Origin of the sequence: Aeromonas sp. S16(2024) (genome assembly GCF_041403065.1) — a bacterium.
Classification (GTDB): Bacteria; Pseudomonadota; Gammaproteobacteria; order Enterobacterales; family Aeromonadaceae; genus Aeromonas.
The window spans coordinates 85,977-109,013 of record NZ_JBGLQX010000017.1 but is presented as its reverse complement, the minus strand read 5'-3'; the positions used below and the strand labels follow the sequence as shown (position 1 = coordinate 109,013).

Genomic DNA, 23,037 nt, shown 5'->3' with positions numbered 1-23,037 from the left:
GGCAACAAAAAGGCCACCCTGTGGTGGCCCGGATCTCAACCCGCCTGCGCACTGAGGTGGTAGTGGCGGTTGCTGCCCTGCCCCAGCACCCCCTCGGCCATCAGATGGTGGAATACTCTGTCTACCTCTTCCAGCGAGAGGGAGAGGGCCTCTGCCACCTTGCGCTTGCTGCACTTGAGCTCGCCGCTCTCCAGCGCGCTGCGCACCTGGGCCACCACGGCCGGTGCGGGCTCGGGTCTGCTCACCACCATGGGCACGGTGGCGGCTGATTCGATCTGGCGCGCCTCGGCCTGCTCTCGCGCCCGCAGCCACTGCCATTGACGGCGGAAGCGGTTCTCCTCGCCGATCAGGCTGACGAAAAAGGCACCGAACGCATCCAGCAATACGGACAGGAAGCAGACCAGCAGGAACTGCACCTGGCTGATGCTCATGCCCACCCCGTCCGCCAGGCTGCTCATCAGCCCCAGCATGGAGGATTGCTCGCTGACCGGCTTGGCGTCGCGCTCCTGGCGCAGCTCATCCTGCTTCAACCTGAGCCGGGTGTTGGCCTGCTGCAATCCGCTGACCCCGCTGGAGATCCGCGCCATCTCTATGTACTTGCGCGCCGCCTCCTCGTTGAGCTGGATCTGCCGCTCTATGCTGGCGATCTGTTCGTCGAAACGGGCTATCTCCCGCTCGTGGCGGGCCTGCTGGCTCAGGATGGTATTGGTGGCGCTGTTGATGCCGCCTATGCTGCCACCGATGGAGATGGCGGCCAGCACGCTGTAAAACAGCAGCGACCAGAAGGCACCGCCGAGATCGCGGCGCGCCTTGCACTCGCCGTATTCGTACCAGACATAGAACTTGCCCAGCTCGAAGATGATGGCCAGGCCGCCAAACAGCCACTTCATCAGCGGGTTGTCGTCGATGGAGAGAAACAGCAGCAGGGAGAAGACGATGGAGGCCAGAATGGCCAACCCGGTAAAACTGTACACCGTGGTCAGTGCGAACCAGCCCTTGGGATAGCGCAATGCGGCGGGAGCCTGTGTGGTCATGATGGAGAGGGAGTGCCGTGCAGGAAAAGTTGGCTGCCGATTATAGTCACCGGGCGGTCGGAGAGAAGGGCAAATACCTGAATTCCTTCATATGGATAACCAGCTGTCCATAGTGCGACCAAAACGGACAAATCGGCAGCAGAAAACCGCTACAATCGACCTCAGACTTGAAGAGGGCGTTTCGTTGTGCCCGGGTTCAGCCCGGCGCGCTACACTGACTCCCTATTGCCATTATCCGAGGCCATCATGAACAGAACGACTACGCTGCTGCTCTCCCTTCTTCTGGTTGCCGGCACCTCAACCTCATCGGTCCAGGCCCAGGAGCAGGGGAATCAAACTTTCTCCGTTGACGAGCTCACCTTCAAACTGGACTGGAATGACACCCAATTTGACTGGTCACAGACCGGCTGTCTCGATCTGGGGGTCGGTGAGGAGAGCTCGCCCGATTGCAAGGGCACTAAGCTCAACCTGGATGATGAGACGCCTCGCAACCAGCCCCCCAGCAGCAACCAGGTCCCGACCAGCCAGGAAGAGTGACCCGTCACCCAGGAGCCTCTCTGATATGACCCACTTCAAGCGCAGTGCCATCATGCACAGGTGCGCCCTGTTGTGCGCCCTGCTGATGGCTCAGGGCGTCGCCTTTGCGGCCCCTCCCTCCAAGAGCAACGACGACGTCAGGATCTCCACCGATCGGGGCCAGGTCAGCCTGGATTGGGACGACAAGGAGTATGGCTGGTGGCAGGACAACTGCCTGGATGTCAGCACCCGCAGCAGCCGCATCAAGCTCAACTGCGACGACATGGATGGCAAGTATCGCGACCACTACAACCGCAGCATCCACAGCGGCAACAACCCGGGCAAGGGCCACGACAAGAGCGGCTGGGACAGTCACGGCAACGGGAAACACAAGGATAAGGGAAGCGGGAAAGGTAACAACAAGTGATGGTTCGGGGGTCCCGGCCCCTCAATGGGGTCCTGGTGCAGGCAGTGACCGCCATATTCTACGCTCGGCTCACGAGCACCGGAAACAGGCGACTGCCATCCTGCCAGCCAAGGCTCAATGGAACACCTTGATACCCTTGGCAAAAAAGCATGAACCAGGCCATTTCACAAACGTTCGCCGCTCATTTCTCACCAGATCCACGCAATGATGCCAAGGTGCCGTTCCGCCCCGGTTAAGGCTGGCGACGATAGACTGCCTCTCCTCCAGCCGTCATCGAGGCCATCATGCGCAACACCGTCTCCCATCTGCTCGCCCGGCTATTGAACAGCGGCGCAGCTTTTGAAGCCCCTCTTGCCCGACGCGGCGCCGCCCAGGATCCCGGTGCCCACCAGGAAGCACAGGGCGTCAGACGGTCGCCACCGGGCGACAGCGCCTGCGCCGAGGGCTCTGGCAAGCACGAAGGTGATCGCTGACCATCCCCTGCTGGCGTCTACCAGTAGTTTTCCATGCTGATGTTGCCGGGGGCCCGGCGCAGGTTCTTGGCAAGACCGAGATCCAGCAGGGTTTGCTGCGTCTCCTTCACCATGGCGGGATTGCCGCAGATCATGACCTGGCTGTGCTCGGCCGAGAAGGGGAGCCCGACCCTGGCCTGCAGCTCGCCGCTGGCGATGGCCGCCGGGATCCGGCCTGCCAGCGCACCGGGCCAGGGCTCGCGGCTGACGAAGGGCACGTAGTGAAAACGGGGCCCATACTGCTCGACCAGGCTGGTGATCAGGCCCTGATAGGTGAGCTCCTCCCCCTTGCGCACCCCGTGCACCAGCACCAGATTCTCGAAACGCTCGAAGGCCTCCCCCTCCGCCAGCATGGCGAGGAAGGGGCCTATGGCCGTGCCGGTGGAGAGCAGCCAGAGATCCCGTCCTGGCGGGAGTTCGTCCAGGGTCAGGAACCCCGTGGCTTGGGACTGAACCAGCAAGGTATCCCCCGGTTGCAAGGCACCGAGAGAGGGAGTCAGTTCGCCATCCGGGATCTCCACCAGATAGAATTCGTGATAGGGGGCAGAGGGGGGATTGACGAAGGAATAGGCGCGCTGGATCCGCTGCTCGCCCCGTTGCAGGGCCAGCTTGGTAAATTGCCCCGCCTTGTAGGGGGCGAGCTCCGCCGCTATGCGCAGGGAAAACAGGGTGGGCGTCCACTCGATGCGCTCGAGTACCCGACCTTCGACCCAGGCTGCCATACAGGTTCTCCTACAGAGGAACAGAACCTCACTTTACCCCTGGATCCCCTTTGATTCAAAAAGAAAAAAACCCGCGCATGTGCGCGGGTTTTTTCTGCAAAGCGAATCGCTATTACAGAGCAACAACCTGGATCTGTACGGTTGCCTTGACGTCAGCGTGCAGCTGAACAACAACTTCGTACTCGCCGGTGTTACGCAGAACGTTGCCCATACGGACTTCGCTCTTGGCAACGGCGACGCCGGCAGCAGTGATGGCTTCAGCCACGTCACGGGTACCGATGGAACCGAACAGCTTGCCTTCGTCGCCAGACTTGGAGGCGATGACAACGGCAGCCAGTTCACCCAGCTTGGCAGCGCGCTCTTCAGCGGCAGCTTTACCGGCAGCCAGCTTGGCTTCCAGTTCAGCACGGCGAGCATCGAAGGTCTCGATGTTGGCCTTGGTAGCCATAACGGCTTTGCCTTGCGGGATCAGATAGTTACGGGCGTAGCCAGCTTTAACAGCGACTTGATCACCCAGACCGCCCAGTTTGGCGATTTTGTCGAGCAGGATAACTTGCATTACCTTTCCTCTATAAAAGTTGAGTTAGGCTTAAGTGCCGGACCGATTCTTACTTGTTGTGCAGATCGGTGTACGGCAGCAGAGCCAGGTAACGAGCACGCTTGATGGCGCGTGCCAGCTGACGCTGATACTTGGCGCGGGTACCGGTGATACGGCTCGGTACGATCTTGCCAGATTCAGTGACGTAGTTTTTCAGAGTAACGATATCTTTGTAGTCGATCTCGGTAACGTTCTCGGCGGTGAAGCGGCAGAACTTACGACGACGGAAATAACGTGCCATGGCCTTTATCCTCTAATGCGGTGATCTAAGAATTACTCTTCGGAAGACGCTTCAACAGCATCTTCGCGGCGCTCGTCGTCACGACGGGTGAAGCGCTCTTCCTTGGCCTTGGCCATCGGAGAAACTTCAGTCACGGCGTGCTTGGTGCGCATGATCATGTTGCGGATAACGGCATCGTTGAAGCGGAAGTTGGTTTCCAGTTCGTCGATAACGGCCTGCTCAGCTTCTACGTTCATCAGAACATAGTGAGCCTTGTGCAGCTTGTCGATCGGGTAAGCCAGTTGACGACGGCCCCAATCTTCCAGGCGATGAATGGTGCCACCAGCGGTGGTGATAGCGCCGGTGTAACGCTCGATCATGCCAGGTACTTGCTCGCTCTGGTCCGGATGAACCATGAAGACGATTTCGTAATGACGCATTTTAGCTCCTTACGGATTAATTCAGCCTCCGCCCAGGTGCAGCCAGACCTCGGAGGCAAGGAACATAGTGGTGTTTAGACGCTGCTTTCTAGGGCGGCGTATTGTACGAAATCGCCTCTCCCACTGCAACTGGCGTCGGCAGATGTTTTTGTCGATGAGCCTGATGCAAAACTTCAATTGATAATAATTATCATTTAGATCTATTCTATCTCCATGCTCTTATGGAGGGTGACACCATGCAACCCGCATTGACCACGGCCATCCCGGCCCGCAAATTCAAGCTGAGCCTGCTTGGCCCCGCCTTCATCGCCGCCATCGGCTACATAGATCCGGGCAACTTCGCCACCAACATCCAGGCCGGCTCCACCTTTGGTTATCAACTGCTGTGGGTGGTGGTCTGGGCCAACCTGATGGCCATGGTGGTGCAGACCCTCTCCGCCAAGCTCGGCATAGTCACCGGCAAGAATCTGGCGGAGCACATTCGCGATCGCCTGCCGAAACCGGCAGTCTGGGCCTACTGGGTGCAGGCGGAGATCATCGCCATGGCTACGGATCTCGCCGAGTTCATCGGTGCGGCCGTGGGCTTCAAGCTGCTGTTCGGGGTGACCCTGCTGGAAGGGGCCTGCATCACGGCCGTGGTCACCTGGGGCATTCTCATGCTGCAATCCCGCGGCCAGAAGCCGCTGGAGTTCGTGGTGGGCGGTCTGCTGCTGTTCGTGGCCGCCGCCTACATAGTCGAGCTGGTATTCTCCCGTCCCCATCTGCCCAGCCTGCTGGAAGGCGCCCTCTTTCCCGGCCTGCCCAACGGCGATGCCGTCTATCTCGCCGCCGGCGTGCTGGGGGCGACAGTCATGCCCCACGTCATCTACCTCCACTCGGCGCTGACCCAGCACACCCAGGATCAGGGAACCCTTTCCCAGCGGCTGCACAGCACCCGGGTCGATGTGGCCATCGCCATGACCATAGCCGGCTTCGTCAACCTGGCCATGATGGCCATGGCCGCCGCAGCCTTCCACGACTCGGGCCACCTGCAGGTGGCGGAGCTGGAAACGGCCTACCAGACGCTCACTCCCTTGCTGGGTCAGGCTGCCGCCACCCTGTTCGGCCTCTCCCTAGTCGCATCCGGCATCTCCTCCACAGTGGTCGGGACCCTGGCAGGCCAGGTGGTGATGCAGGGCTTCGTGCGCTTCACCATACCGCTCTGGCTGCGCCGGGCCATCACCATGGCCCCCGCCTTCGTGGTGATCGCCATGGGGCTCAACACCACCGAGATCCTGGTGCTGAGCCAGGTCATTCTGAGCTTTGGCATAGCGCTGGCACTGATTCCGCTGCTGATCCTGACCGGCGATCGCACCCTGATGGGGGAGCATCGCAACCATCCTCTGACCCAGGCAGTCGGTCGTCTCATAGTCGCCCTGGTGATCGGCCTCAACGCCTATCTGCTGGTCACCATGATCTAGTGCTCACTCCGCCATCTTGGGGCCGGCTCGTTAACAGAGGTTAATGAGCCGGTCCCCGCTTTGGCGTATGCTGCCGCTTTCTCTTCTCTTTTTCTCGTTGCGGGAGCCTTGCCATGGAACATACCCGAGTCAGCTTCGTGCTGGGCCATCATCAGGAACAAGCTAGCGTCGTCTATTGCGAGCAGGGGCAACCCAGCCTGCTGGTCACCGACCTCACCCCCTTCCATCCCCAGAGCCACCTCTGGCCCGATCAACCGGGGGATGTGGGCACTGTGCGCTGGGATGGTGGCGAGGCGGCCGTGGGCCCCTGCCGGATGGGGGCCATCAGCCCGGAAGGAAGGCTGTTCGTGGATCAGGATATTCCGGTCAAGCGGGGCGCCGAGGGCTGGGCCTTCGTGGTGGTGCATCCCCTCGCCGGCTCCCATCAGCTTGCCATCGGCACTCAGCTGGAACTGAGGGTGGACGCCGAGGCCCGCCACGCCCTGAGTCTGGGCCACAGCGGCTGCCATCTGGTGGCGCTGGCCCTTAACCGGGCGCTCGTTCCTTACTGGCGCAAGGAGGTGAGCGAGCGCGACGCGCTGGATCAGCCCGACTTCGACCGCCTCGCCATCCAGAGCTCGCGCGTCGAGCCCATGGGCTCCCGGGAGCAATACCGCATCGGCAAGAGCCTGCGCAAGAAGGGGGTCAACGGCGAGGCCCTGCTGGCGGATTTGGCGCTGATAGAAGAAAAGGTCAACCGGCAACTCGCCGACTGGCTGGCTGCGGGGGGCGAGATCCGCCGCTCGCGGGCTGGCGAGGCCATCATCGACTCTCGTTACTGGCACTGCACCCTGGAAGGGCAAGAGCTGACCATCCCTTGCGGCGGTACCCATGCCGGCACTCTGGCGGAGCTGGGTCAGGTCAGGGTGCGGCTCGTCCCCGCAGAGGAGGGGTTCAGCCTGCTCTCCGACGTCACCCCCTGAGTCGACGACGATCCGGCTTCACCCCATCAGCCAAGCCGGATCAACAATATGCCGCAGAGGATCACCAAGGCCGCCATCAACCTGACTCGCCCCAGCCGCTCCCCCAGCCAGAGCCAGGAGAGCAGCACGGCAAACAGCACGCTACTCTCGCGCAGCGCCGCCACCAGCCCGATGGGGGCCCGGGTCATGGCCCAGATGACGATCCCATAGGCAAGCAGCGAGAGGGCGCCGCCCAGGGCGCCCGAATACCACTCGGCCCGGGTCAGGCTGCGCAAGGCGGTGCGGCTCTGCCATCTCATCAGCAGCGGCATCAGCAGGGCCGTCAGGGTAAAGAGCCAGAGGGTATAGCGTATCGGCTCCCCCGCCGAGCGGGCCCCGACCCCGTCAGACAGGGTATAGGCGGCGGTAAACAGCGCCGTGATCAGCACGGCGCACAGGGCCGCAGGCGCCAGCCGGATACCGCCGCGCCAGGCCATCAGCAAGACTCCGCCCACCAGCACCATGGCCCCCGCCACAGCCACGACACCGGGCACCTCCCCCAGCAGCAGGGCGCCGAGCAACAGGGTCACCAGGGGCGCGCTGCCACGGGCCAACGGATAGATCTGGCCAAACTCCCCCAAACGGTAGGCCCGGCCGAGAAAGAGGCAATATCCGCAGTGCAACAGGATGGAGAGTGCCAACCAGGGATACTCGACCGAGGCAGGCCACCCCACCAGCGGCAGGAAAGGCAGGGAGAAGAGGCCGGAGCAGAGGGAGACCAGCAACACGCTGACACGCCCCTCGGCCTGGCGCTTGGCCAGCGCATTCCACAGGGCGTGCAGCAAGGCGGCCAGCAAGATGGCCGCGAAGATGGGGAGAGTCACGACGGGGTTCCAATCAACAAGGGGACGAGATCATACCCGTTTGCGTCGCAGCAATGTGGGAGCCAGCTCATGAAGGCTCCCTGGACTTGCCATCGACTCAGGGGGCTTTGCGCATCCCCATGTGGGGGATGTCGTCTTCGATATAGCCCTCCCCTTCCGGCGCGAAGCCGTGCTGGCCGTAGAAGCCCTGCAGGTGAGCCTGGGCACCGAGCCAGATGCTGTGCGCCGGCCAGCGGGCCGTGCAGGCGGTCACCGCCTCATCGAGCAAGCTGTGGCCCAGACCGCCCCCTCTCGACTGGGGGGAGGTGACCACCCGGCCTATGGCGGCGCCACTGTCGTCGCCGATGCCGGGGGCCATGATGCGGGCATAGGCGGCCAGATGATCGCCTTCATAACCGAGCAGGTGCAGCACACCGTCCCGGCGATCCACCCCGTCCAGATCCTGGAAGGGGCAGCTCTGCTCCACCACGAACACCTCGGCCCGCAATGCCAGCAACTCATACAACTCGTCCCTGGTCAGTGCAGACCAGGGTTTCAGGATCCAGTTCATCGGCGACTCCTTATCAATTCGGTCTGCCAGCATAGGCGAGCGCAGCCAGGGCGGCATTAACCTTTGTTAAGACTGTTAAGCCGTTTGCGAATGCGGCTCAGGCTGATGGGGCTGATGCCGAGATAGGCGGCGATCTGGTGATCCGGCACCCTGGCATCCAGCTCGGGAAAACATTGCAGGAAGTGTTGATAACGGGCCTGGGGGCTCTCGGTCAACAGCAGCAACTCTTTCTCTTCCTTGATACGCAACTGCACCGCCAGCAAATGGTGATACCAGGCGGACCAGCAAGGGAGCTGACGCAAATCCCTCAGGTTGAAGAGTTGCAGTCGGCATGACTCCAGCGCCTCCACACTGTAGCGGGCGGGCTCACCACTGAGCAGATGGTGGAAGTCGATAAACTCGTCCCCCTCCCAATAGAACTCCTTGATGTACTCGCGGCCATCCGCCAGCACCACCTTGGCGCGCAGCAGCCCCTGCTCCACCTTGACCAGCAGGTCGGGCTTGTCACCGGCATGCCAGAGGCAGGTACGAGGGCTCAGGGTCAAAGGCCGGGCAAAAGAGAGGAGGCGCGCGGCCTCCTGCTCATTTGTGACCTGATCCCGACTGAACGGGGGTCTGTCCATCCCGTTCCCTTAAGCGCGACGCTGACGCACGGCTTCGAACAGACAGACACCGGTCGCCACCGAGACGTTGAGACTGGATACAGCCCCCGCCATCGGAATGCTGACCAGTTCGTCGCAGTGTTCGCGAGTCAGGCGGCGCATCCCCTTGCCTTCGGCACCCATGACCAGCGCCATGGGACCGGTCAGCTTGGCCTGATAGACATCGTGATCGGCTTCACCGGCAGTACCGACGATCCAGACACCGCGATCCTTCAACTCCCGCAGACTGCGGGCCAGATTGGTGACCTGGATAAGCGGCACCACTTCGGCGGCGCCACAGGCAACCTTGCGCACCACCGAAGTCAGGCCGCTGGCCTTGTCACGCGGCACTATCACCGCATGGACCCCTGCCGCATCGGCACTACGCAGGCAGGCGCCGAGGTTGTGCGGATCTGTCACCCCGTCCAGCACCAGCAGGAAGGGGGCTGTCTCTTGCACCACCAGGCCGTCCAGCAGACTGGCCAGGTCGTGCTCGGCCAGCTTGGGCGCTTCGATCACCTTGGCCATGATGCCCTGGTGATTGTTGCCCTCCGCTTTGTCATCGAGCGTCTTGCGGTTCACGCTCTGCACCTTGATGCCGAGGGATTCCAGCTCGGTCAGCAAGGGTTGCAGCCGGTCGTCATCGCGGCCCTTGAGGGCCCATACCTCGATGAAACGCTCCGGGGTGCGCTCAAGCAGCGCGGATACAGCGTGAATGCCGTAGATCAGTTCTGTACTCATTTAGTGCTCTTGGCCTTGTCGCGAGCGTTTTTGCTCGGTCGTCTGTTGCTGGGCTTGGCACGGCCACCCTTGTCGGACTTGCCGCTCTCCTTGCCTTCTTTGCGTTTTTCGTGGCGCTGGGCGCTCTTGGCCTTCTCTTTCTTGATCTCGGCCTGCTTGCGCGCCATCTCCTTGGCGTTCTTGCCGGTGGCCTGGAGCGGCTCTTCCACCATCACGAAGTCGATCTTGCGATCGTCCAGGTTCACCCCCATCACCTTGACGCGCACCTTGTCACCCAGACGGTAGCGACGGCGGAAGTTCTCGCCGATCAGCTGCATGTGCAGGGGATCAAACTGGTAGTAGTCGTTGGTGAGGGTGCTGACGTGTACCAGACCGTCGATGTGGATATCCGCCAGGCGAACGAAGAAGCCAAAGCCGGTAACGCTGGCGATGACGCCGTCGAAGTCGTCACCCACGTGATCCAGCATGTACTCGCACTTGAGCCAGTCGGCCACGTCGCGGGTCGCATCGTCGGCACGGCGCTCGGTCATGGAGCAGTGCTCGCCCATGGGATCCACTTCTTCCAGCTGGTAGTGGTAACCACCGCTCGGCGTCCACTTGTGGCGCAGGTTGCCCTGCTGCTCCTTGGCAGTCTGGTACTTGATGGCGCGGTGCAGGATGAGGTCGGGGTAACGACGGATCGGCGAGGTGAAGTGGGCGTAGGACTTCAGCGCCAGACCGAAGTGACCTATGTTGTCGGCCTGGTAGACCGCCTGACGCATGGAGCGCAGCAGCATGGTGGAGAGCAGCTCCGCATCCGGGCGCCCTTCAAACTTGGCGGCCAGCTCGGCGAAATCCTTCGGCTCGGGTTCGAGACCCCCCTTGAGCTCCAGGCCCAGTTCGGCCAGGAAGTCACGGAAACCGGTCAGACGCTCTTCGCCCGGGCGGTCGTGCACCCGGAACAGGGCAGAGGCTTCGTTCTTCTCGATGTAACGGGCCGCGGCCACGTTCGCCTGGATCATGCACTCTTCGATGATCTTGTGGGCATCGTTGCGCACCAGCGGCACTATCTGGTCGATCTTGCGCTGGGCGTTGAAGATGAAGCGGGTCTCTTCGCTCTCGAACTCCACCGCGCCACGCTGGTGACGGGCGTGCTTGAGCGCCTTGTAGAGGTTGTTGAGCTCCTCGATGTGACCCACCAGCGGCTCGTACTGCTGACGCAGCTTGGGCTCGCCATCCAGGATCCCCGCCACCTTGCTGTAGGTCATGCGGGCGTGGGAATTCATCACCGCTTCGTAGAACTTGTAACCGGACATGCGGCCGGCGGCGGAGATGGTCATCTCGCACACCATGCAGAGGCGGTCAACCTGCGGGTTCAGGGAGCACAAACCGTTGGAGAGCACCTCCGGCAGCATGGGCACCACGAACTCGGGGAAATAGACCGAGTTGCCGCGCTGATAGGCTTCGGCATCCAGCGCAGTACCGGGCTTCACATAGGCGGAGACGTCCGCGATGGCTACCCACAGGCGCCAGCCGCCACCGCGTTTGGCTTCGCAGAAGACGGCGTCATCGAAGTCGCGGGCATCTTCCCCGTCTATGGTGACCAGTGGCAGGGCGCGCAGATCGATGCGACCCTCTTTGGCCTTCTCCGGCACCTGTTCACCGAGACCTGCGACCTCCTTGGTCACCTCTTCCGGCCAGGTGTGCGGGATGCCGTGGGTGCGCAGGGCAATTTCAATTTCCATGCCCGGTGCCATGTTCTCGCCCAGCACGTCCAGCACTGTGCCGACCGCATTGATGCGGGAGGTCGCGCGCTGGGTGATGCGAACGACCACCACCTGGCTCTGGCGGGCACCCTTGTTCTCCCCTTCCGGGATGATGATGTCCTGGCCGATGCGGCTGTCATCCGGCACCACGAAGCCAACGCCGTTCTCGACGAAGTAACGGCCGACGATGTCAGCCTCGCGGGCCTTGAGCAGGCGCACCAGACGCGCTTCCTGACGCCCCTTGCGGTCGATCTCGGTGGGCTGCACCAGCACGTAGTCGCCATGCATCAGCCGCTGCATCTCGCGGTTGTTCAGGAAGAGATCCGATCCACCACCCTCGGGGCGCAGAAAACCGAATCCATCTTTGTGGCCGAGCACATAGCCTTTCACCAGATTCAGGCGATCCGGCAGGGCATAACATTGGTTGCGAGTGAACACGAGCTGCCCATCACGCTCCATGGCGCGCAGACGACGGCGCAAGGCTTCCAACGGCTCTTCGTCGGTCAGCTTGAGGACCTTGGCCAACTCTTCCCGGGACATGGGTTTTTCATGGCCCTTGATGAGTTCCAGCAGCATCTCGCGGCTGGCGATGGGGTTATCGTATTTTTCGGCCTCGCGTTGGAGGAAAGGATCTTTTTGAGACATAAGCAGGCCTTAGGGTAGGTAGTAACGCAGACATTATATCGAAGGGGGGAGCTAATGGCATCCATCGGCTGCCTTTTGCCCAATCTCTCTGTCATACTGGGCACAGTTTGCAGGTATGTGAGACTCGGAACTCATGAGCAAGGACTCGTTCGCCCAATCGGCCGCCTATTTGAAACAGGCTGTCCCCCTGATGATCAAGTATCAAATCCCCACCACCCCGAACAATTACCACCTTTGGTACAACTACGTCTCCGGCGCCATGCCCGAGCTGAACAATGCCGTCGATCACGCCATAAAACTGCAGGGTACCTTCTCCCTCACCACCTGTGAGCGTCTCTATCACCAGCATCTGGCCAGCCAGGACGAACAGCAGATGGAGACGATGAAGCTCAATCTGGTCGCCATGGCCAACGAGCTCGGCCACTCCATGCAGGATGCGCTGGTCGACACCGGCCAGTTCCAGGCGATGCTCGACAAGAGCTTCGACAAGTTGAGCCTCATCGATGACGAGGGGCTGAGCCTGGACGACACCATGGCCATCTTGCGGGAGCTGGTGCGCGAGTCGCGGGATGTGCGCATGTCCACCCTGCACTTTCGCAACCAGCTCAGCAGCGCCGAGAAGGAGATAAAAGAGCTCAAGGCTGCACTGAACGAGACGCGCAAGATGGCCATCGAGGACGCGCTCACTTCCCTGCTCAACCGCCGCGCCTTCGATCAGGAGATGGACAGCCTGATCCGCAGCAAGCAGCCCTTCTCGTTGATCATGACCGACATCGATCGTTTCAAGAATTTCAACGACGAGTATGGCCACCTGCTGGGGGATCAGGTGCTGCGCATCGTCGGCAAGCGGCTGCGGGAAGTCAGCAAGGAAGGGATCACCGCCTATCGGCTCGGGGGGGAGGAGTTTGCCCTGCTGGTGCCGGGCCGGGCTCTGGCGCTGACCCGCCAGATGGCGGAGAGCCTGCGCCGGGTCATAGAGCGGATGTCGCTGCTGGATCGCAAATCGGGCCGACGCATCGATCACATCACCGCCTCCTTCGGTGTGGGGGAATACAATGGCCAGGAGACGGCGGACGCCCTGATAGAGCGCACCGACAAGCTGCTCTACAAGGCCAAGGAGCTGGGTCGCAACCGGGTCATGCCCTTGCCGTCCTGAATCCCCCAGACAACAAAAAGGCCGGTCACTGACCGGCCTTCTTCATTTTTCCGCTGTTGGCTCAGAGGCTTTTCAGCTTCTCTTCCGGCAGCGCCAGCTCATCGTTGTGGTTGACGCCGATGCCGCGCTCCAGCACGTGGCGGGCGATAGCATGGGCCTCTTCCAGGGAGTGCATGCTGTAGGTACCGCACTGGTATTCGTTCAGCTCGGGGATCTTGCCCTGCTCCTGCACGGTCAGCACATCGCTCATGGCCGCCTGCCAGGCTGCGCCCACGCGGGCCTCGTCCGGGGCGCCGATCAGGCTCATGTAGAAGCCGGTACGGCAACCCATGGGGGAGATGTCGATGATTTCGACCCCATTGCCGTTCAGGTGATCACGCATGAAACCGGCAAAGAGGTGCTCCAGCGTGTGGATGCCGCGCTCGGAGAGGATCTCCTGGTTCGGCACGCAGAAGCGCAGATCGAACACGGTAATGGTGTCCTTGTTCGGGGTCTGCATGGTCTTCGCCACCCGGACTGCCGGGGCGGCCATGCGGGTATGGTCGACGGTAAAACTGTCCAATAACGGCATTTCTGACTCCTGATTGGTTACGAGAACCAGCCCCCGCTGGGGAGCCGATCCTTGCATTGTCGATACTGGGCGCCGTAGCGTTGGGCACGGGCCTCCACCTTGCGGGAGACCTTCATCAGCCACCCCTTGCTGCGGTAGCTGCCACGCCGGTAGCCACCCCAGCCTTCGTGATAGTTGAGATACTGGCCATAGGCATCCCACTTGGAGGTGCCATTGAGCCGCTGCGCCTTGTTAGTGTACCAGCCCATGAAATCGATGGCGTCGGCGAAGTCGTCGCGATCGCTCCAGCCGTTGCCTGTCTCACGCTGGTAATCGTCCCAAGTCTCATCCTTGACCTGGGCGTAGCCATAGGCAGAGCTGGCGCGCCCGGTCGGGATGAAGAGGAAGTATTGCATCGGCGGCTGGGCGTCATGCACGAAGGAGGACTCCTGATACATCATGGCCATCACCACATGCACCGGGGTCCCCCACTTCTCGTTCATCTTGAGTGCCGCCTTGTGCCACTCCGGCTTTTCCCGAAAGATCTGGCACAGGTTTTCCGGCTGGGCCGGTGGCCGGGAGCTGCAAGCAGTCAGCGCCATCAGCAGGCCTGCCGCCACCACGAGACGCATCCCCGACATCAAGGGGCTTGCATCTTCGTGCTCTTGGTCGTTTCGAGGCACATCCATCACATCAAATCGCGTCTTCGTTCTCTTCGCCGGTACGGATACGGATCACGCGCTCCACCTCGCAGACGAAGATCTTGCCGTCACCTATCTTGCCGGTGCGGGCGGTGTTCTGGATCGCTTCCAGACAGGCGTCTAGCTCTTCGTCCTGTACCACCAGCTCTACTTTCACCTTGGGCAGGAAGTCGACCATGTACTCGGCACCACGGTAGAGCTCGGTATGGCCCTTCTGGCGTCCGAAGCCTTTGACTTCGGATACCGTCATGCCGTTGATGCCGATCTCGGCCAGGGCTTCGCGCACATCGTCCAGCTTGAACGGTTTGATGATGGCTTCAATCTTCTTCATGGTGACTCCTTACCAGTTCTGTTTACCGAACCCGGACGTAATGGGGTAGCGGCGATCCTTACCAAAGTTGCGAGCCGTGATGCGGGGCCCGACGGCGGCCTGACGGCGCTTGTACTCGTTGAGATCCACCAGACGGATCACCTTGCGCACCACGGCTTCTTCGAAGCCCTCCGCCACCATGTCGGCGACCGAGGCGTCTTCTTCCACATAGCGCTTGAGGATGGCGTCCAGAATGTCGTAGGGAGGCAGGCTGTCCTGATCCACCTGATCCGGTGCCAGCTCTGCCGAAGGGGGACGATCGATGACCCGCTGCGGGATCACGTAGTCGACCGAGTTGCGATATTCGCACAGCTTGAAGACCAGCGTCTTGGGCACGTCCTTGAGCACGTCAAAGCCGCCCGCCATGTCACCATACAGGGTGGCATAGCCGACTGCCATCTCGCTCTTGTTGCCGGTGGTCAGTACGATACGGCGACGCTTGTTGGAGAGAGCCATCAAGAGCACGCCGCGGCAGCGGGCCTGCAGGTTCTCTTCGGTGGTATCGCGGGCCGTCCCTTCAAACAGCGGCGCCAGCTGGGTCATGAAACCTTCGAACATGGGCTCGATGGAGATGATGTTGAACTCGACCCCCATCCGCTCGGCCTGTTCCTTGGCATCTTCCACGCTCATCTGTGCTGTGTAGCGGAACGGCATCATCACCGCCTGCACCTTGTCCGCACCTATGGCATCGGCCGCGATGGCGAGCGTCAGGGCGGAGTCGATGCCGCCGGAGAGGCCCAGCACTGCACCCTGGAAGCCGTTCTTGGTGATGTAGTCATGCACCGCCAGCACCAGCGCCTGATAGGTCTCGGCAAGGGGCGCCAGTGGCGCTGCGGGTTCCCGCTCTTTCAACGGCTGACCGTCGACAAAGCGCACCAGAGCAAGCTCTTCGGCAAAGGGAGCCAGCTTGTGAGTCAGCTCGCTCTGACCGTTGAACACCTTGGAGCAACCATCGAAGATCAGTTCATCCTGACCACAGACCTGATTGAGGTAAACCAGCGGCAAACCGGTCTGCTCGCAACGCTCGGCCATCAGCTCGCGGCGGATCCAGGGCTTCTCCTGATCGTAAGGGGAGGCATTGATGGTGAGCAGCAGCTCGGCACCGGCCGCCTTTGCCGCGAGTGCCGGGCCCGGCTGCCAGAGATCTTCACAGATGAGCAGCCCCAACTGGTGGCCACGGAACGACACCACGCGGGTATCGGTGCCTGCGGTGAAGTAACGCTTCTCGTCAAACACCCCGTAGTTGGGCAGATCCTGCTTGAAGTAACGGGCAATGAGCTTGCCCTGCTCATAGAGAGAGGCTGCATTGTAGAGCGCTTCTCCTTCACGCCAGGGGTGACCCACCAGAATGGCGCAACGACCCTGCCAGGCCGCGACACGAGCCAAAGCAGCCTCCACCCGTATCATCAGATCGCTGCGCAGCAGCAGATCCTCAGGCGGGTAGCCGGTCAGCGCCAGCTCGGAGCAGACCAGCAGGTCGGCTCCTTGCTGGTCGGCCTCTGCGGCGGCAGCCAGCACCTTGTCACAGTTATCTTCGATGGCGCCTACCGTCAGATTTAACTGGGCAAGCATCAGAGAGAGGGCTTTTGCCATGGCGATGCATCTTGAATTCGAAAATGATGGGGAATGATAAAGAAAAGGGGCTGGCTGTGCCAGCTCAACACTTGGGCTTTGCGCTGGTGTTCTGGCTGTCTGTAGATAAGATGTAACTAATCGAAGGAGATATTTGCCATGATCAAGGATGTGAAAGGATTCACTCTGCTGGAACTGATGATAGCGGTCAGTCTTGGGATCATCTTGCTCGGGATTGGGGCTCCGGCCATGTCGAGCCTGCTCAGTGAGAACAGCTTGCGATTTGAATCACGCACTCTTCTGAAATACCTGCGTTTTGCCCGCAGCCAAGCCATCGACAACCAGCAATCAGTCACCGCCTGCCTGGCCAATGCCAGCGACAACTGCGTCACTGCCAACCCGACCCAATTCCTGGTGTTCATCGACGACAACGACAATAACATTTTGAACAACGGTGAATTGCTCCTGGCAAGAAGTCATACCTTTCCTTCAAACTTCACTGCAGCCAACCAAAGCTCAGACCCTAGTAGGCTTTCCACTGTGTTCAGCCCAGATGGCACTAGCCTAATGACCAACACGACTCTGAATCTCTGCAGTCCAGGCAATGCCCAAGTCAATCTGGTCATTGCCCCTTCGGGACGATCCAGTCAGTCCACTCAGGCCGACGACGTCTGCCCCTGAGAATGTCGGCTCACTAGCGTAACTGGCTGGCATCCTGCTGCTGTCCCTCTTTAGACTGAAACTTCTCCCCCAGCGGGCGGCACTCCAACAGTGTCTTCACCGGCTGTACTGCCCCGTCGACCTCATACCCTCTCTTCTTGAATTTCTCGTGTACAGCCTGAGGGGAAGTATCCGTCACAGGACCATGCAACACGACTCGCTGTCCATTCGCCAGCTCGGCGTAGCACTTCATGTCCTCCGCCAGCGCCGCTCCCGATAACAACAGACTCAGGCCCAACACCGTGCTCAGTGGTTTCATTGCGCCTCTCCTTCATACAGGTAAATTTTCTTGGGCGACATGTCCATTTCCGCCTCTTCCGCGCCCTGGTTGCACTCCCCGACACCAGTACAACGCTCCGGCTCACCGTTACCCTCGTCCTTGAGAATCACCTCCTCCCCAACACCTCCTCCGATGATACGGACTTTGGCATCATCCCCTGCATGTACCACCAGATCGTCCGCCACCTTGTTTTGCACTTCCACGTAGCGTTCCGGCGTTTCATTGCCATCGAGATCGACCACATAACGGAAGGAGCTGCCATAGTGCATGTCCACCATGTACTGACGCGCCGCACCTATAGACTGAATGGTGCATTGCTGGAAGGACTGCACCTGCGGCAGGAACGAGGTGAAGTAGAGTTTGCCCTGCAACACCACACCCGCCCCCATGGACTTCTCGCCGGGTTCGTTCAACCAGTTGACCCAACCTTTGGCGGTGGTGATCCCCGCCTTGGTCGCCAGAACATCATCACTGGTCGTCTGTGCCGACAGGGGGTCTGAGGTCACGTCGTAGAGATCGGTAATCAGGATGGGATTTCTGGCCTGCGCAGTAGTTGCACGGGGCATGACGTCATAGTCACGCAACATGAAATAACCATTGCGGACAGTCGCTTCCGAGGAGGGCCGATTGCGATCACCACTGCCGATCAGCACCGCATCAAAGGGGCGATCCTGATAGGAATAGACCGTATTTCCCCCCACCACTGTACGTGTCACTTCCTTGTTGATGGTTCGCACCACTATGGGTTGCGTAAAGAAACGGCGATCGGCGGCCTCAGTACTGTCCGATCCCAAGCTGGCAAGTTTAAACACCCGCCAATCTGACTTGGTGGCACTCGGGAGGTCCATGCGCCAGATATTGCCTCCGGTATCCCCCGCATAGATGCGGTCGGTCTTGCCATCACCATCGCTATCCAGGGTCGCCACCGACCCCGGCATGCTGTCGGTCATCCCTGTGACCTGGAGATTCGTGGTTGAGGTGGCTGCCGGGGTCGCACTGAACACCAAGGCCCCCGTCTCGGCATTCACGATGTAGATCCCCCTACCCATGCTGTCATTCGCCCCCAACCCCTGGGCACTCTTGTTCACATCATAACCGCCAGCAAAAATCAGGACCGGCGTGGTGATCCCTGGCACAAAGGCGACTTCAGGCACCGACCAGGTCAGCCCCAGCTCGCCGAAGCCCGTCGTTTGGGAGTTCAGGTGCCATTTCAGCGTCGGCGTATTGGGGCTGGAAATATCGAAGGCGTAATAGGCTTTGCCACCGCTCCTCAATCCGGTGAACACCCAAACGAAGTCATTCTCGGACGATTTCAACACCCCATTGCGATTGGCATCTTTGACAAGGGCGACAGGAGAGGAGTCAACACCATAAATATGGTCCGCAGATTCAGCGTTGATACGCAATGCCCTCTGATTGGGCAAGAACTCATAGGGAATGGCGGCCCAACTCTCGTCTATGGTGCTGCCCATATCCTTGAACATATGAAGGAAGCCCGCGTTGGTCCCAAACAAGATCCGCAAATCAGGTGCATCGGCCGGGTTGCCGGATTGAGGGCCATAGTTCAACACCAGCGGCCGAGAATGCAGAGGGTCTCCCATGATGTGGCTGCGGATCAGGGTCGACGTATCAAAATCCTCGTCGTCGACATCCAGCCCCTGGGTCCAGTTGATCAGTGCATCCAGATCTGTCGTGCTGCTGGCCTGCATCCAGGTCGTGAGTGCCGCCTCACTGCCCGCCTGCGTCACCAGATTTACCTTGGTGAGCGCATCGAGCCGATTCTGGGCATTATTGATGACATAGAGGTTTCGATTGCTTTTTGCCGCCAGCATCTCCTGGGCACCGCCTTCAGCCACCTTGTTGCCATCACGGCCGGATGACCAGAAGGTCTGGGCACTGTCGATGATGGTGCCATCAAACTTGATGGCGGGCAGACCTCGGCTGTCAGCAACATAGCCGTCCGGGGAAAATACCAGTTTCTTCAGATTGCCCCGCCATCTGGGCCCGTCGTCCGGCTCAAACATGGCGTAATAGATGTTATTGAGGCTACGAGTTCGGTCAAAGTTGTTGCTGGCAATCGCAGGGGACACCAGTGAGGTATTGATGCGCAGGATCGCCAGCAAAGAGGCCTTTAGCGCGTCGGTCAAGGCTGAGGCATCGGTCGCCGGGTAATACTCACCACCTCCCCGCCTGGCCGTCTCCGCCAACAGATTACCCGCCCCCGAGATGGCTTCATCACCGAATCCAACGGTAAAGGTGGTCACAGTCTGGGTCCCTGGCGAAACAGCATTGACGTCCTTGTGCTTCATATAACCAGCCAAGGCAGCCAAATAGCTGTTTTCTCTGTTTCTTCCAGAACCATAAGAAACCACAGTTCCATAGGCCGCTTTTTCATCCGTGCTCAGGGTATTAATCAATCCCTGCACAAAGGTATCTGAAGAGGTATCCTGAGTCGGCTCACCATCGGTGATATATATAACGTAACCGTTGTTTGAACAATTATCATAGGGTGCCTCATAGGTACCAGTCGGGCTCTCGGCTGTAGTATCTCTCGGGCTGCCTTGCAGTCCATATACAACGGTCTTACCCCCAAAGAATTGATATGCCTCTCTCAATGTTTCACACAATGGGGTATTGGTACTGGCAGTCAGGGCTTCGACCCGGTCCAGCAGGTCCTGCTCCCCCGTCTTGCCATTTGCCAGGGTAATCTCACTGCCTAATATATCCCTGACAATGCGTCCGCCATTATTATCACTATCATCATTTTTATTAAAAATAGCCAGACCGAAGTCCACCCCTGGCGTGGATGAAATCAAGCCTTTCACTGCATCTTTGGCAATACGGAGTCGAGATTCCACTGAGTAACCGGTTGGGCCATGATACCAACGGATATAATTGGCAGAATAAATGGTCACAGCCGTATTGCTGGCATTGACGGCATTGTTTTTATTGGTCGTGTAAAACCACTCGCCGTTTCTAGTACTGTCCTTATCTACTGGATAACCAGCCCCGACCGTCCAGCTACCGCTATAGGGGTTGGCTGGATTGCTTGCCGTGATATCCTGCTTGCAATCTACCAGATTGATATTGCTCTCTTGATCACCGCTGAGCGAATTCCATTCACCCCGCCCTCGGTTTGGTGGGTTACCATTCGTAACCTCATAGCTCCACATTTGCGACTGAAAATAGCCAATATTCGACAATGGCGTTTTTGAAGTCGCACAGGCATTTAACTTGTCGGAGAATCGCCTGTTGCTGCTGATAGCAGGAATACTGCCATCTGTTGAAAAGTAAATGTATTTTTTACTATTGTTAGAGTCAGGATCATTGCTCAGGGCAGGATACACGGTGGCAGGATTATAGGCCTCTTTGATCTGCTCCATGGTGTCTCTCATGCTGCCCGAGTTATCAAATATCAGCAGCACCTTGGGGCGAAAGTCACCCGCCTTATTGAAATCATAAATAAACAGCTCGGTGTCATCGGCCCTTGTCGAGGTCGCCGATAATACAAGGCTACACCAGCATAAAATTACACCCAGTTGTCGTAACCACATATCCTTCGCTCCTATTCTGTGAGCAGTGGCTGTTCTACGCCCGCGGTCCAAGTCAGCGGACGAACATATTTTCCATAATTTACATTGGCCTGCAGTTCGACATATTTGCACGCAGGGATCACATTGCTGCTGCTGGCGTCAATCTTTCGCTTGCACACGGTTTCGGTACGATTAGTAAGAGCGACTACGGCCGAAGCATTGCTGCTATTGACATTAATCGCCGCACTGGCCCCCAGAGTGGAGCCCATGCTGGCAATTACCGTCGATATGTTGTTGCTCTGCATCGCGGCTTCGATAATGCCTTCGAGCCTATGCTCCGCCTGCCGGAAGCTGGCGGACGAACCTGCCATTTTGAGGTCCTGCCCCGAAGATTGCATCACCACCACGGCAATCAGGGTAAGGGGCAGCAAAATGATCAGGGCGACGATCAGAGCCACACCGCGCTGGGATCTCATTTCCCCCCTCCTGCTATTACCGTTGGATTACGTAATGAGACACTCGATTCCAATAGCAGACGGCGATAACCATCGCCATTTCCAAAAACTGGTACATCACCAACTTGATAGACATTGTTATTTACATAACTGCCGGACGCTTGCAGTGAACGCACCAGGATAAAGATGCGTGCCGCCACGACCCGACCTTCACTCCATTCCTGTTCGGTCACATTACTGGTTGCCACATAGCGATCGATGACGCCATCCGGTACTGGGCTGTCGTCGACACCAAATAGCACGCTGATTTTTTCAATCCCCTCTGCCATCGCACCACCAATCACCACCGAACCACCATTAGGTGTCAGAAAACGCTTTTTAAGTTCTGGATTACCAGTTTTATCGTTCGGAGATATATAGTATAAAAAATGCTGATACACCCAAAATTGACGGTTAGGCATTTTTTCATCATTTATATCTACAGGAATAGATTTATCGCCACGAGCTTCATCAATGGGGAATATATGTGCGGCCTGCGTCGTTGTAGCCATATAATATTTATTATCGTCATTTTTAATAAGATCAGCAGCTGTCGATAATGATGGCAAGGCGTGGCCTATTAGTCTTTTTACACTAATGACATCCGTGCCAGCTATACGTTCACTAACAGGGATACACGAAAACGCCCCCCCCACAATTGCCTTGCTGGCATTTATTCTTACCACCCAAAGTGATCTGTTAGCACCCACGCTCGATGGCAAACTGCCTTCTTGACCCGAATTATTTAGACAATTGTTAGCTGATGGCTTCGCGTCTACGGTAACTCCTAACCCCACCACCATCGGAGAACCCGTATAGTCCCCCCAGAAACCAGCCCATTTCAGGTCCTGAGTGAGCAGACGCATGGCGATGCGGCCATTTTCCTGCAGCTCGCTCTGATCGAAGGCATCTTCAGTGGTGGCGCGAGAGGCGACGAAGACACTAAGGCCACCACCGATCAGAAACACTCCGATCAGCATGGCGATCAGCCACTCGACCAGGGTAAAACCACGGGCGTTCATAAGGTGGTCGTCAGCACGAACTGACGCCTCTGCCGATCTGCGGCATTCCCCAATCCACAACTGTTGCGCACGGCGGTAACCGCATCGGCGCCATCAGACAAAGACTCACGGCCGCGCCAGAAGATCCCCACCGTCAGGCTGTTATTGGCCCCGCGGATCACGCAGCCGATCGGAGCCTGCAGAGGTGAGGCCGCACCGGACACGGCAGAGCCGAGCAGGGACTGTTGCCAGTAGAAGAGGTCCAGTGCCTGGCGTTCACTGCGACTGCAATCCGACATGGTGCCATTGCTGTTGGCACAACTCGGCATGTTCAGGATCGCGTTGCCGGATACGACGGTCGTGCCCTGGCCAGCCCAGCTGTCCTGGTTGATCCTTGCACGCTCCACGAGGTCATTTGCCAGCCAGTTGGCAATGGTGCGCTGGCGGGCCTCATAGCCGGAGAGCTTGGCCGTGGCCTGCATGCCAACCAGCCCCAGCAGACCAAAGGAGAGCACCACTGCGGCTATCATCACTTCCAGCAGACTGAATCCGGTCATCTGGTGACGGCGTTGTCGTTTCATCGG

General features: G+C 59.3%; 26 protein-coding genes. 7 read left to right on the top strand and 19 right to left on the bottom strand.

The window, feature by feature from the left end:
• Positions 1-35: 35 nt before the first annotated feature.
• Positions 36-1,034: a Preprotein translocase subunit SecY gene (locus ACB030_RS14085; RefSeq protein WP_371160578.1), complete on the bottom strand. Its 999-nt coding sequence runs from the start codon at positions 1,032-1,034 to the stop codon at positions 36-38.
• Between the two features lie 246 nt (positions 1,035-1,280).
• On the opposite strand from ACB030_RS14085, the gene ACB030_RS14080 reads away from it, so the two are divergent.
• The 3 genes from ACB030_RS14080 to ACB030_RS14070 all read left to right on the top strand — a co-directional run bounded on the left by ACB030_RS14080 (position 1,281) and on the right by ACB030_RS14070 (position 2,450).
• Positions 1,281-1,571: a hypothetical protein gene (locus ACB030_RS14080; protein WP_371160576.1), complete on the top strand. Its 291-nt coding sequence runs from the start codon at positions 1,281-1,283 to the stop codon at positions 1,569-1,571.
• Between the two features lie 25 nt (positions 1,572-1,596).
• The gene (locus ACB030_RS14075; RefSeq protein WP_371160574.1) at positions 1,597-1,977 is read left to right on the top strand and encodes a hypothetical protein; all 381 of its coding nucleotides are present in this window, start codon (positions 1,597-1,599) and stop codon (positions 1,975-1,977) included.
• 284 nt (positions 1,978-2,261) lie between these two features.
• Positions 2,262-2,450: a hypothetical protein gene (locus ACB030_RS14070; protein ID WP_371160572.1), complete on the top strand. Its 189-nt coding sequence runs from the start codon at positions 2,262-2,264 to the stop codon at positions 2,448-2,450.
• 17 nt (positions 2,451-2,467) lie between these two features.
• On the opposite strand, the gene ACB030_RS14065 is transcribed toward ACB030_RS14070, so the two are convergent.
• From ACB030_RS14065 to rpsF, 4 genes are all read right to left on the bottom strand, one after another.
• Positions 2,468-3,211, bottom strand: a complete 744-nt coding sequence (locus ACB030_RS14065; protein ID WP_371160570.1) for a ferredoxin--NADP reductase — start codon at positions 3,209-3,211, stop codon at positions 2,468-2,470.
• A gap of 112 nt (positions 3,212-3,323) precedes the next feature.
• Positions 3,324-3,770, bottom strand: coding sequence for a 50S ribosomal protein L9 (gene rplI, locus ACB030_RS14060; protein ID WP_005331773.1), 447 nt, complete (start codon positions 3,768-3,770; stop codon positions 3,324-3,326).
• 49 nt (positions 3,771-3,819) lie between these two features.
• Positions 3,820-4,050: a 30S ribosomal protein S18 gene (rpsR, locus tag ACB030_RS14055; protein ID WP_005313392.1), complete on the bottom strand. Its 231-nt coding sequence runs from the start codon at positions 4,048-4,050 to the stop codon at positions 3,820-3,822.
• Positions 4,051-4,082: 32 nt separating this feature from the next.
• Complete coding sequence (rpsF, locus tag ACB030_RS14050; RefSeq protein WP_005331771.1) at positions 4,083-4,469, bottom strand: 30S ribosomal protein S6; 387 nt, start codon at positions 4,467-4,469, stop codon at positions 4,083-4,085.
• A 236-nt stretch (positions 4,470-4,705) separates the two neighbouring features.
• On the opposite strand from rpsF, the gene ACB030_RS14045 reads away from it, so the two are divergent.
• Both ACB030_RS14045 and ACB030_RS14040 read left to right on the top strand, forming a co-directional pair.
• Positions 4,706-5,929, top strand: coding sequence for an Nramp family divalent metal transporter (locus tag ACB030_RS14045; RefSeq protein ID WP_371160567.1), 1,224 nt, complete (start codon positions 4,706-4,708; stop codon positions 5,927-5,929).
• A 113-nt stretch (positions 5,930-6,042) separates the two neighbouring features.
• Positions 6,043-6,891 carry a hypothetical protein gene (locus ACB030_RS14040; protein ID WP_371160565.1) on the top strand — a complete coding sequence of 283 codons (849 nt, stop codon included), beginning with the start codon at positions 6,043-6,045 and terminating at the stop codon, positions 6,889-6,891.
• Positions 6,892-6,917: 26 nt separating this feature from the next.
• Here the strand turns inward: ACB030_RS14040 and ACB030_RS14035 are convergent, their stop codons facing one another.
• From ACB030_RS14035 to rnr, 5 genes are all read right to left on the bottom strand, one after another.
• Positions 6,918-7,754 (bottom strand): EamA family transporter, encoded by an 837-nt coding sequence (locus ACB030_RS14035; protein WP_371160563.1) that lies wholly within the window; start codon positions 7,752-7,754, stop codon positions 6,918-6,920.
• A gap of 97 nt (positions 7,755-7,851) precedes the next feature.
• Positions 7,852-8,304, bottom strand: coding sequence for a GNAT family N-acetyltransferase (locus ACB030_RS14030; RefSeq protein WP_371160561.1), 453 nt, complete (start codon positions 8,302-8,304; stop codon positions 7,852-7,854).
• A 56-nt stretch (positions 8,305-8,360) separates the two neighbouring features.
• On the bottom strand, positions 8,361-8,927 hold the full coding sequence (locus ACB030_RS14025; RefSeq protein WP_371160559.1) for a Crp/Fnr family transcriptional regulator: 567 nt from the start codon (positions 8,925-8,927) through the stop codon (positions 8,361-8,363).
• A 9-nt stretch (positions 8,928-8,936) separates the two neighbouring features.
• Positions 8,937-9,686, bottom strand: coding sequence for a 23S rRNA (guanosine(2251)-2'-O)-methyltransferase RlmB (gene rlmB / locus ACB030_RS14020; RefSeq protein WP_371160557.1), 750 nt, complete (start codon positions 9,684-9,686; stop codon positions 8,937-8,939).
• The gene (gene rnr / locus ACB030_RS14015) at positions 9,683-12,076 is read right to left on the bottom strand and encodes a ribonuclease R (RefSeq protein WP_205643144.1); all 2,394 of its coding nucleotides are present in this window, start codon (positions 12,074-12,076) and stop codon (positions 9,683-9,685) included. Before rnr ends, rlmB begins: the two co-directional genes overlap by 4 nt.
• 133 nt (positions 12,077-12,209) lie before the next feature.
• Between rnr and ACB030_RS14010 the strand changes: the two genes are divergently transcribed.
• A complete protein-coding gene (locus ACB030_RS14010) occupies positions 12,210-13,232 on the top strand; it encodes a GGDEF domain-containing protein (RefSeq protein WP_371160554.1) in 1,023 nt (340 codons plus the stop codon).
• Between the two features lie 61 nt (positions 13,233-13,293).
• Here the strand turns inward: ACB030_RS14010 and luxS are convergent, their stop codons facing one another.
• From luxS to ACB030_RS13990, 4 genes are all read right to left on the bottom strand, one after another.
• Entirely contained in the window at positions 13,294-13,803 is a 510-nt protein-coding gene (gene luxS, locus ACB030_RS14005; protein ID WP_017782209.1) for an S-ribosylhomocysteine lyase, read from the bottom strand.
• 17 nt (positions 13,804-13,820) lie between these two features.
• Positions 13,821-14,414 carry a transglycosylase SLT domain-containing protein gene (locus ACB030_RS14000; RefSeq protein ID WP_163149504.1) on the bottom strand — a complete coding sequence of 198 codons (594 nt, stop codon included), beginning with the start codon at positions 14,412-14,414 and terminating at the stop codon, positions 13,821-13,823.
• 61 nt (positions 14,415-14,475) lie between these two features.
• Positions 14,476-14,814: a nitrogen regulatory protein P-II gene (glnB, locus tag ACB030_RS13995; RefSeq protein WP_025325723.1), complete on the bottom strand. Its 339-nt coding sequence runs from the start codon at positions 14,812-14,814 to the stop codon at positions 14,476-14,478.
• A gap of 9 nt (positions 14,815-14,823) precedes the next feature.
• Positions 14,824-16,446, bottom strand: coding sequence for an NAD+ synthase (locus tag ACB030_RS13990; protein WP_371160551.1), 1,623 nt, complete (start codon positions 16,444-16,446; stop codon positions 14,824-14,826).
• A gap of 138 nt (positions 16,447-16,584) precedes the next feature.
• Here ACB030_RS13990 and ACB030_RS13985 point away from each other — a divergent pair, with 138 nt between their 5' ends.
• Positions 16,585-17,106, top strand: a complete 522-nt coding sequence (locus ACB030_RS13985; protein ID WP_371160549.1) for a GspH/FimT family pseudopilin — start codon at positions 16,585-16,587, stop codon at positions 17,104-17,106.
• Positions 17,107-17,119: 13 nt separating this feature from the next.
• On the opposite strand, the gene ACB030_RS13980 is transcribed toward ACB030_RS13985, so the two are convergent.
• Genes ACB030_RS13980 through pilV form a run of 5 tightly spaced genes read right to left on the bottom strand, consistent with a single transcriptional unit; the run spans position 17,120 to position 23,034 of the window.
• Positions 17,120-17,404 (bottom strand): TapY2 family type IVa secretion system protein, encoded by a 285-nt coding sequence (locus ACB030_RS13980; RefSeq protein ID WP_262113501.1) that lies wholly within the window; start codon positions 17,402-17,404, stop codon positions 17,120-17,122.
• Complete coding sequence (locus tag ACB030_RS13975; protein ID WP_371160547.1) at positions 17,401-20,979, bottom strand: pilus assembly protein; 3,579 nt, start codon at positions 20,977-20,979, stop codon at positions 17,401-17,403. The genes ACB030_RS13980 and ACB030_RS13975 overlap by 4 nt, the downstream gene beginning before the upstream one ends.
• An 11-nt stretch (positions 20,980-20,990) precedes the next feature.
• On the bottom strand, positions 20,991-21,434 hold the full coding sequence (gene tppD / locus ACB030_RS13970; RefSeq protein WP_371160545.1) for a type IVa pilus pseudopilin TppD: 444 nt from the start codon (positions 21,432-21,434) through the stop codon (positions 20,991-20,993).
• Positions 21,431-22,474 carry a PilW family protein gene (locus tag ACB030_RS13965; protein ID WP_371160543.1) on the bottom strand — a complete coding sequence of 348 codons (1,044 nt, stop codon included), beginning with the start codon at positions 22,472-22,474 and terminating at the stop codon, positions 21,431-21,433. The genes tppD and ACB030_RS13965 overlap by 4 nt, the downstream gene beginning before the upstream one ends.
• Entirely contained in the window at positions 22,471-23,034 is a 564-nt protein-coding gene (gene pilV / locus ACB030_RS13960; RefSeq protein WP_371160541.1) for a type IV pilus modification protein PilV, read from the bottom strand. Before pilV ends, ACB030_RS13965 begins: the two co-directional genes overlap by 4 nt.
• Positions 23,035-23,037 lie beyond the last annotated feature (3 nt).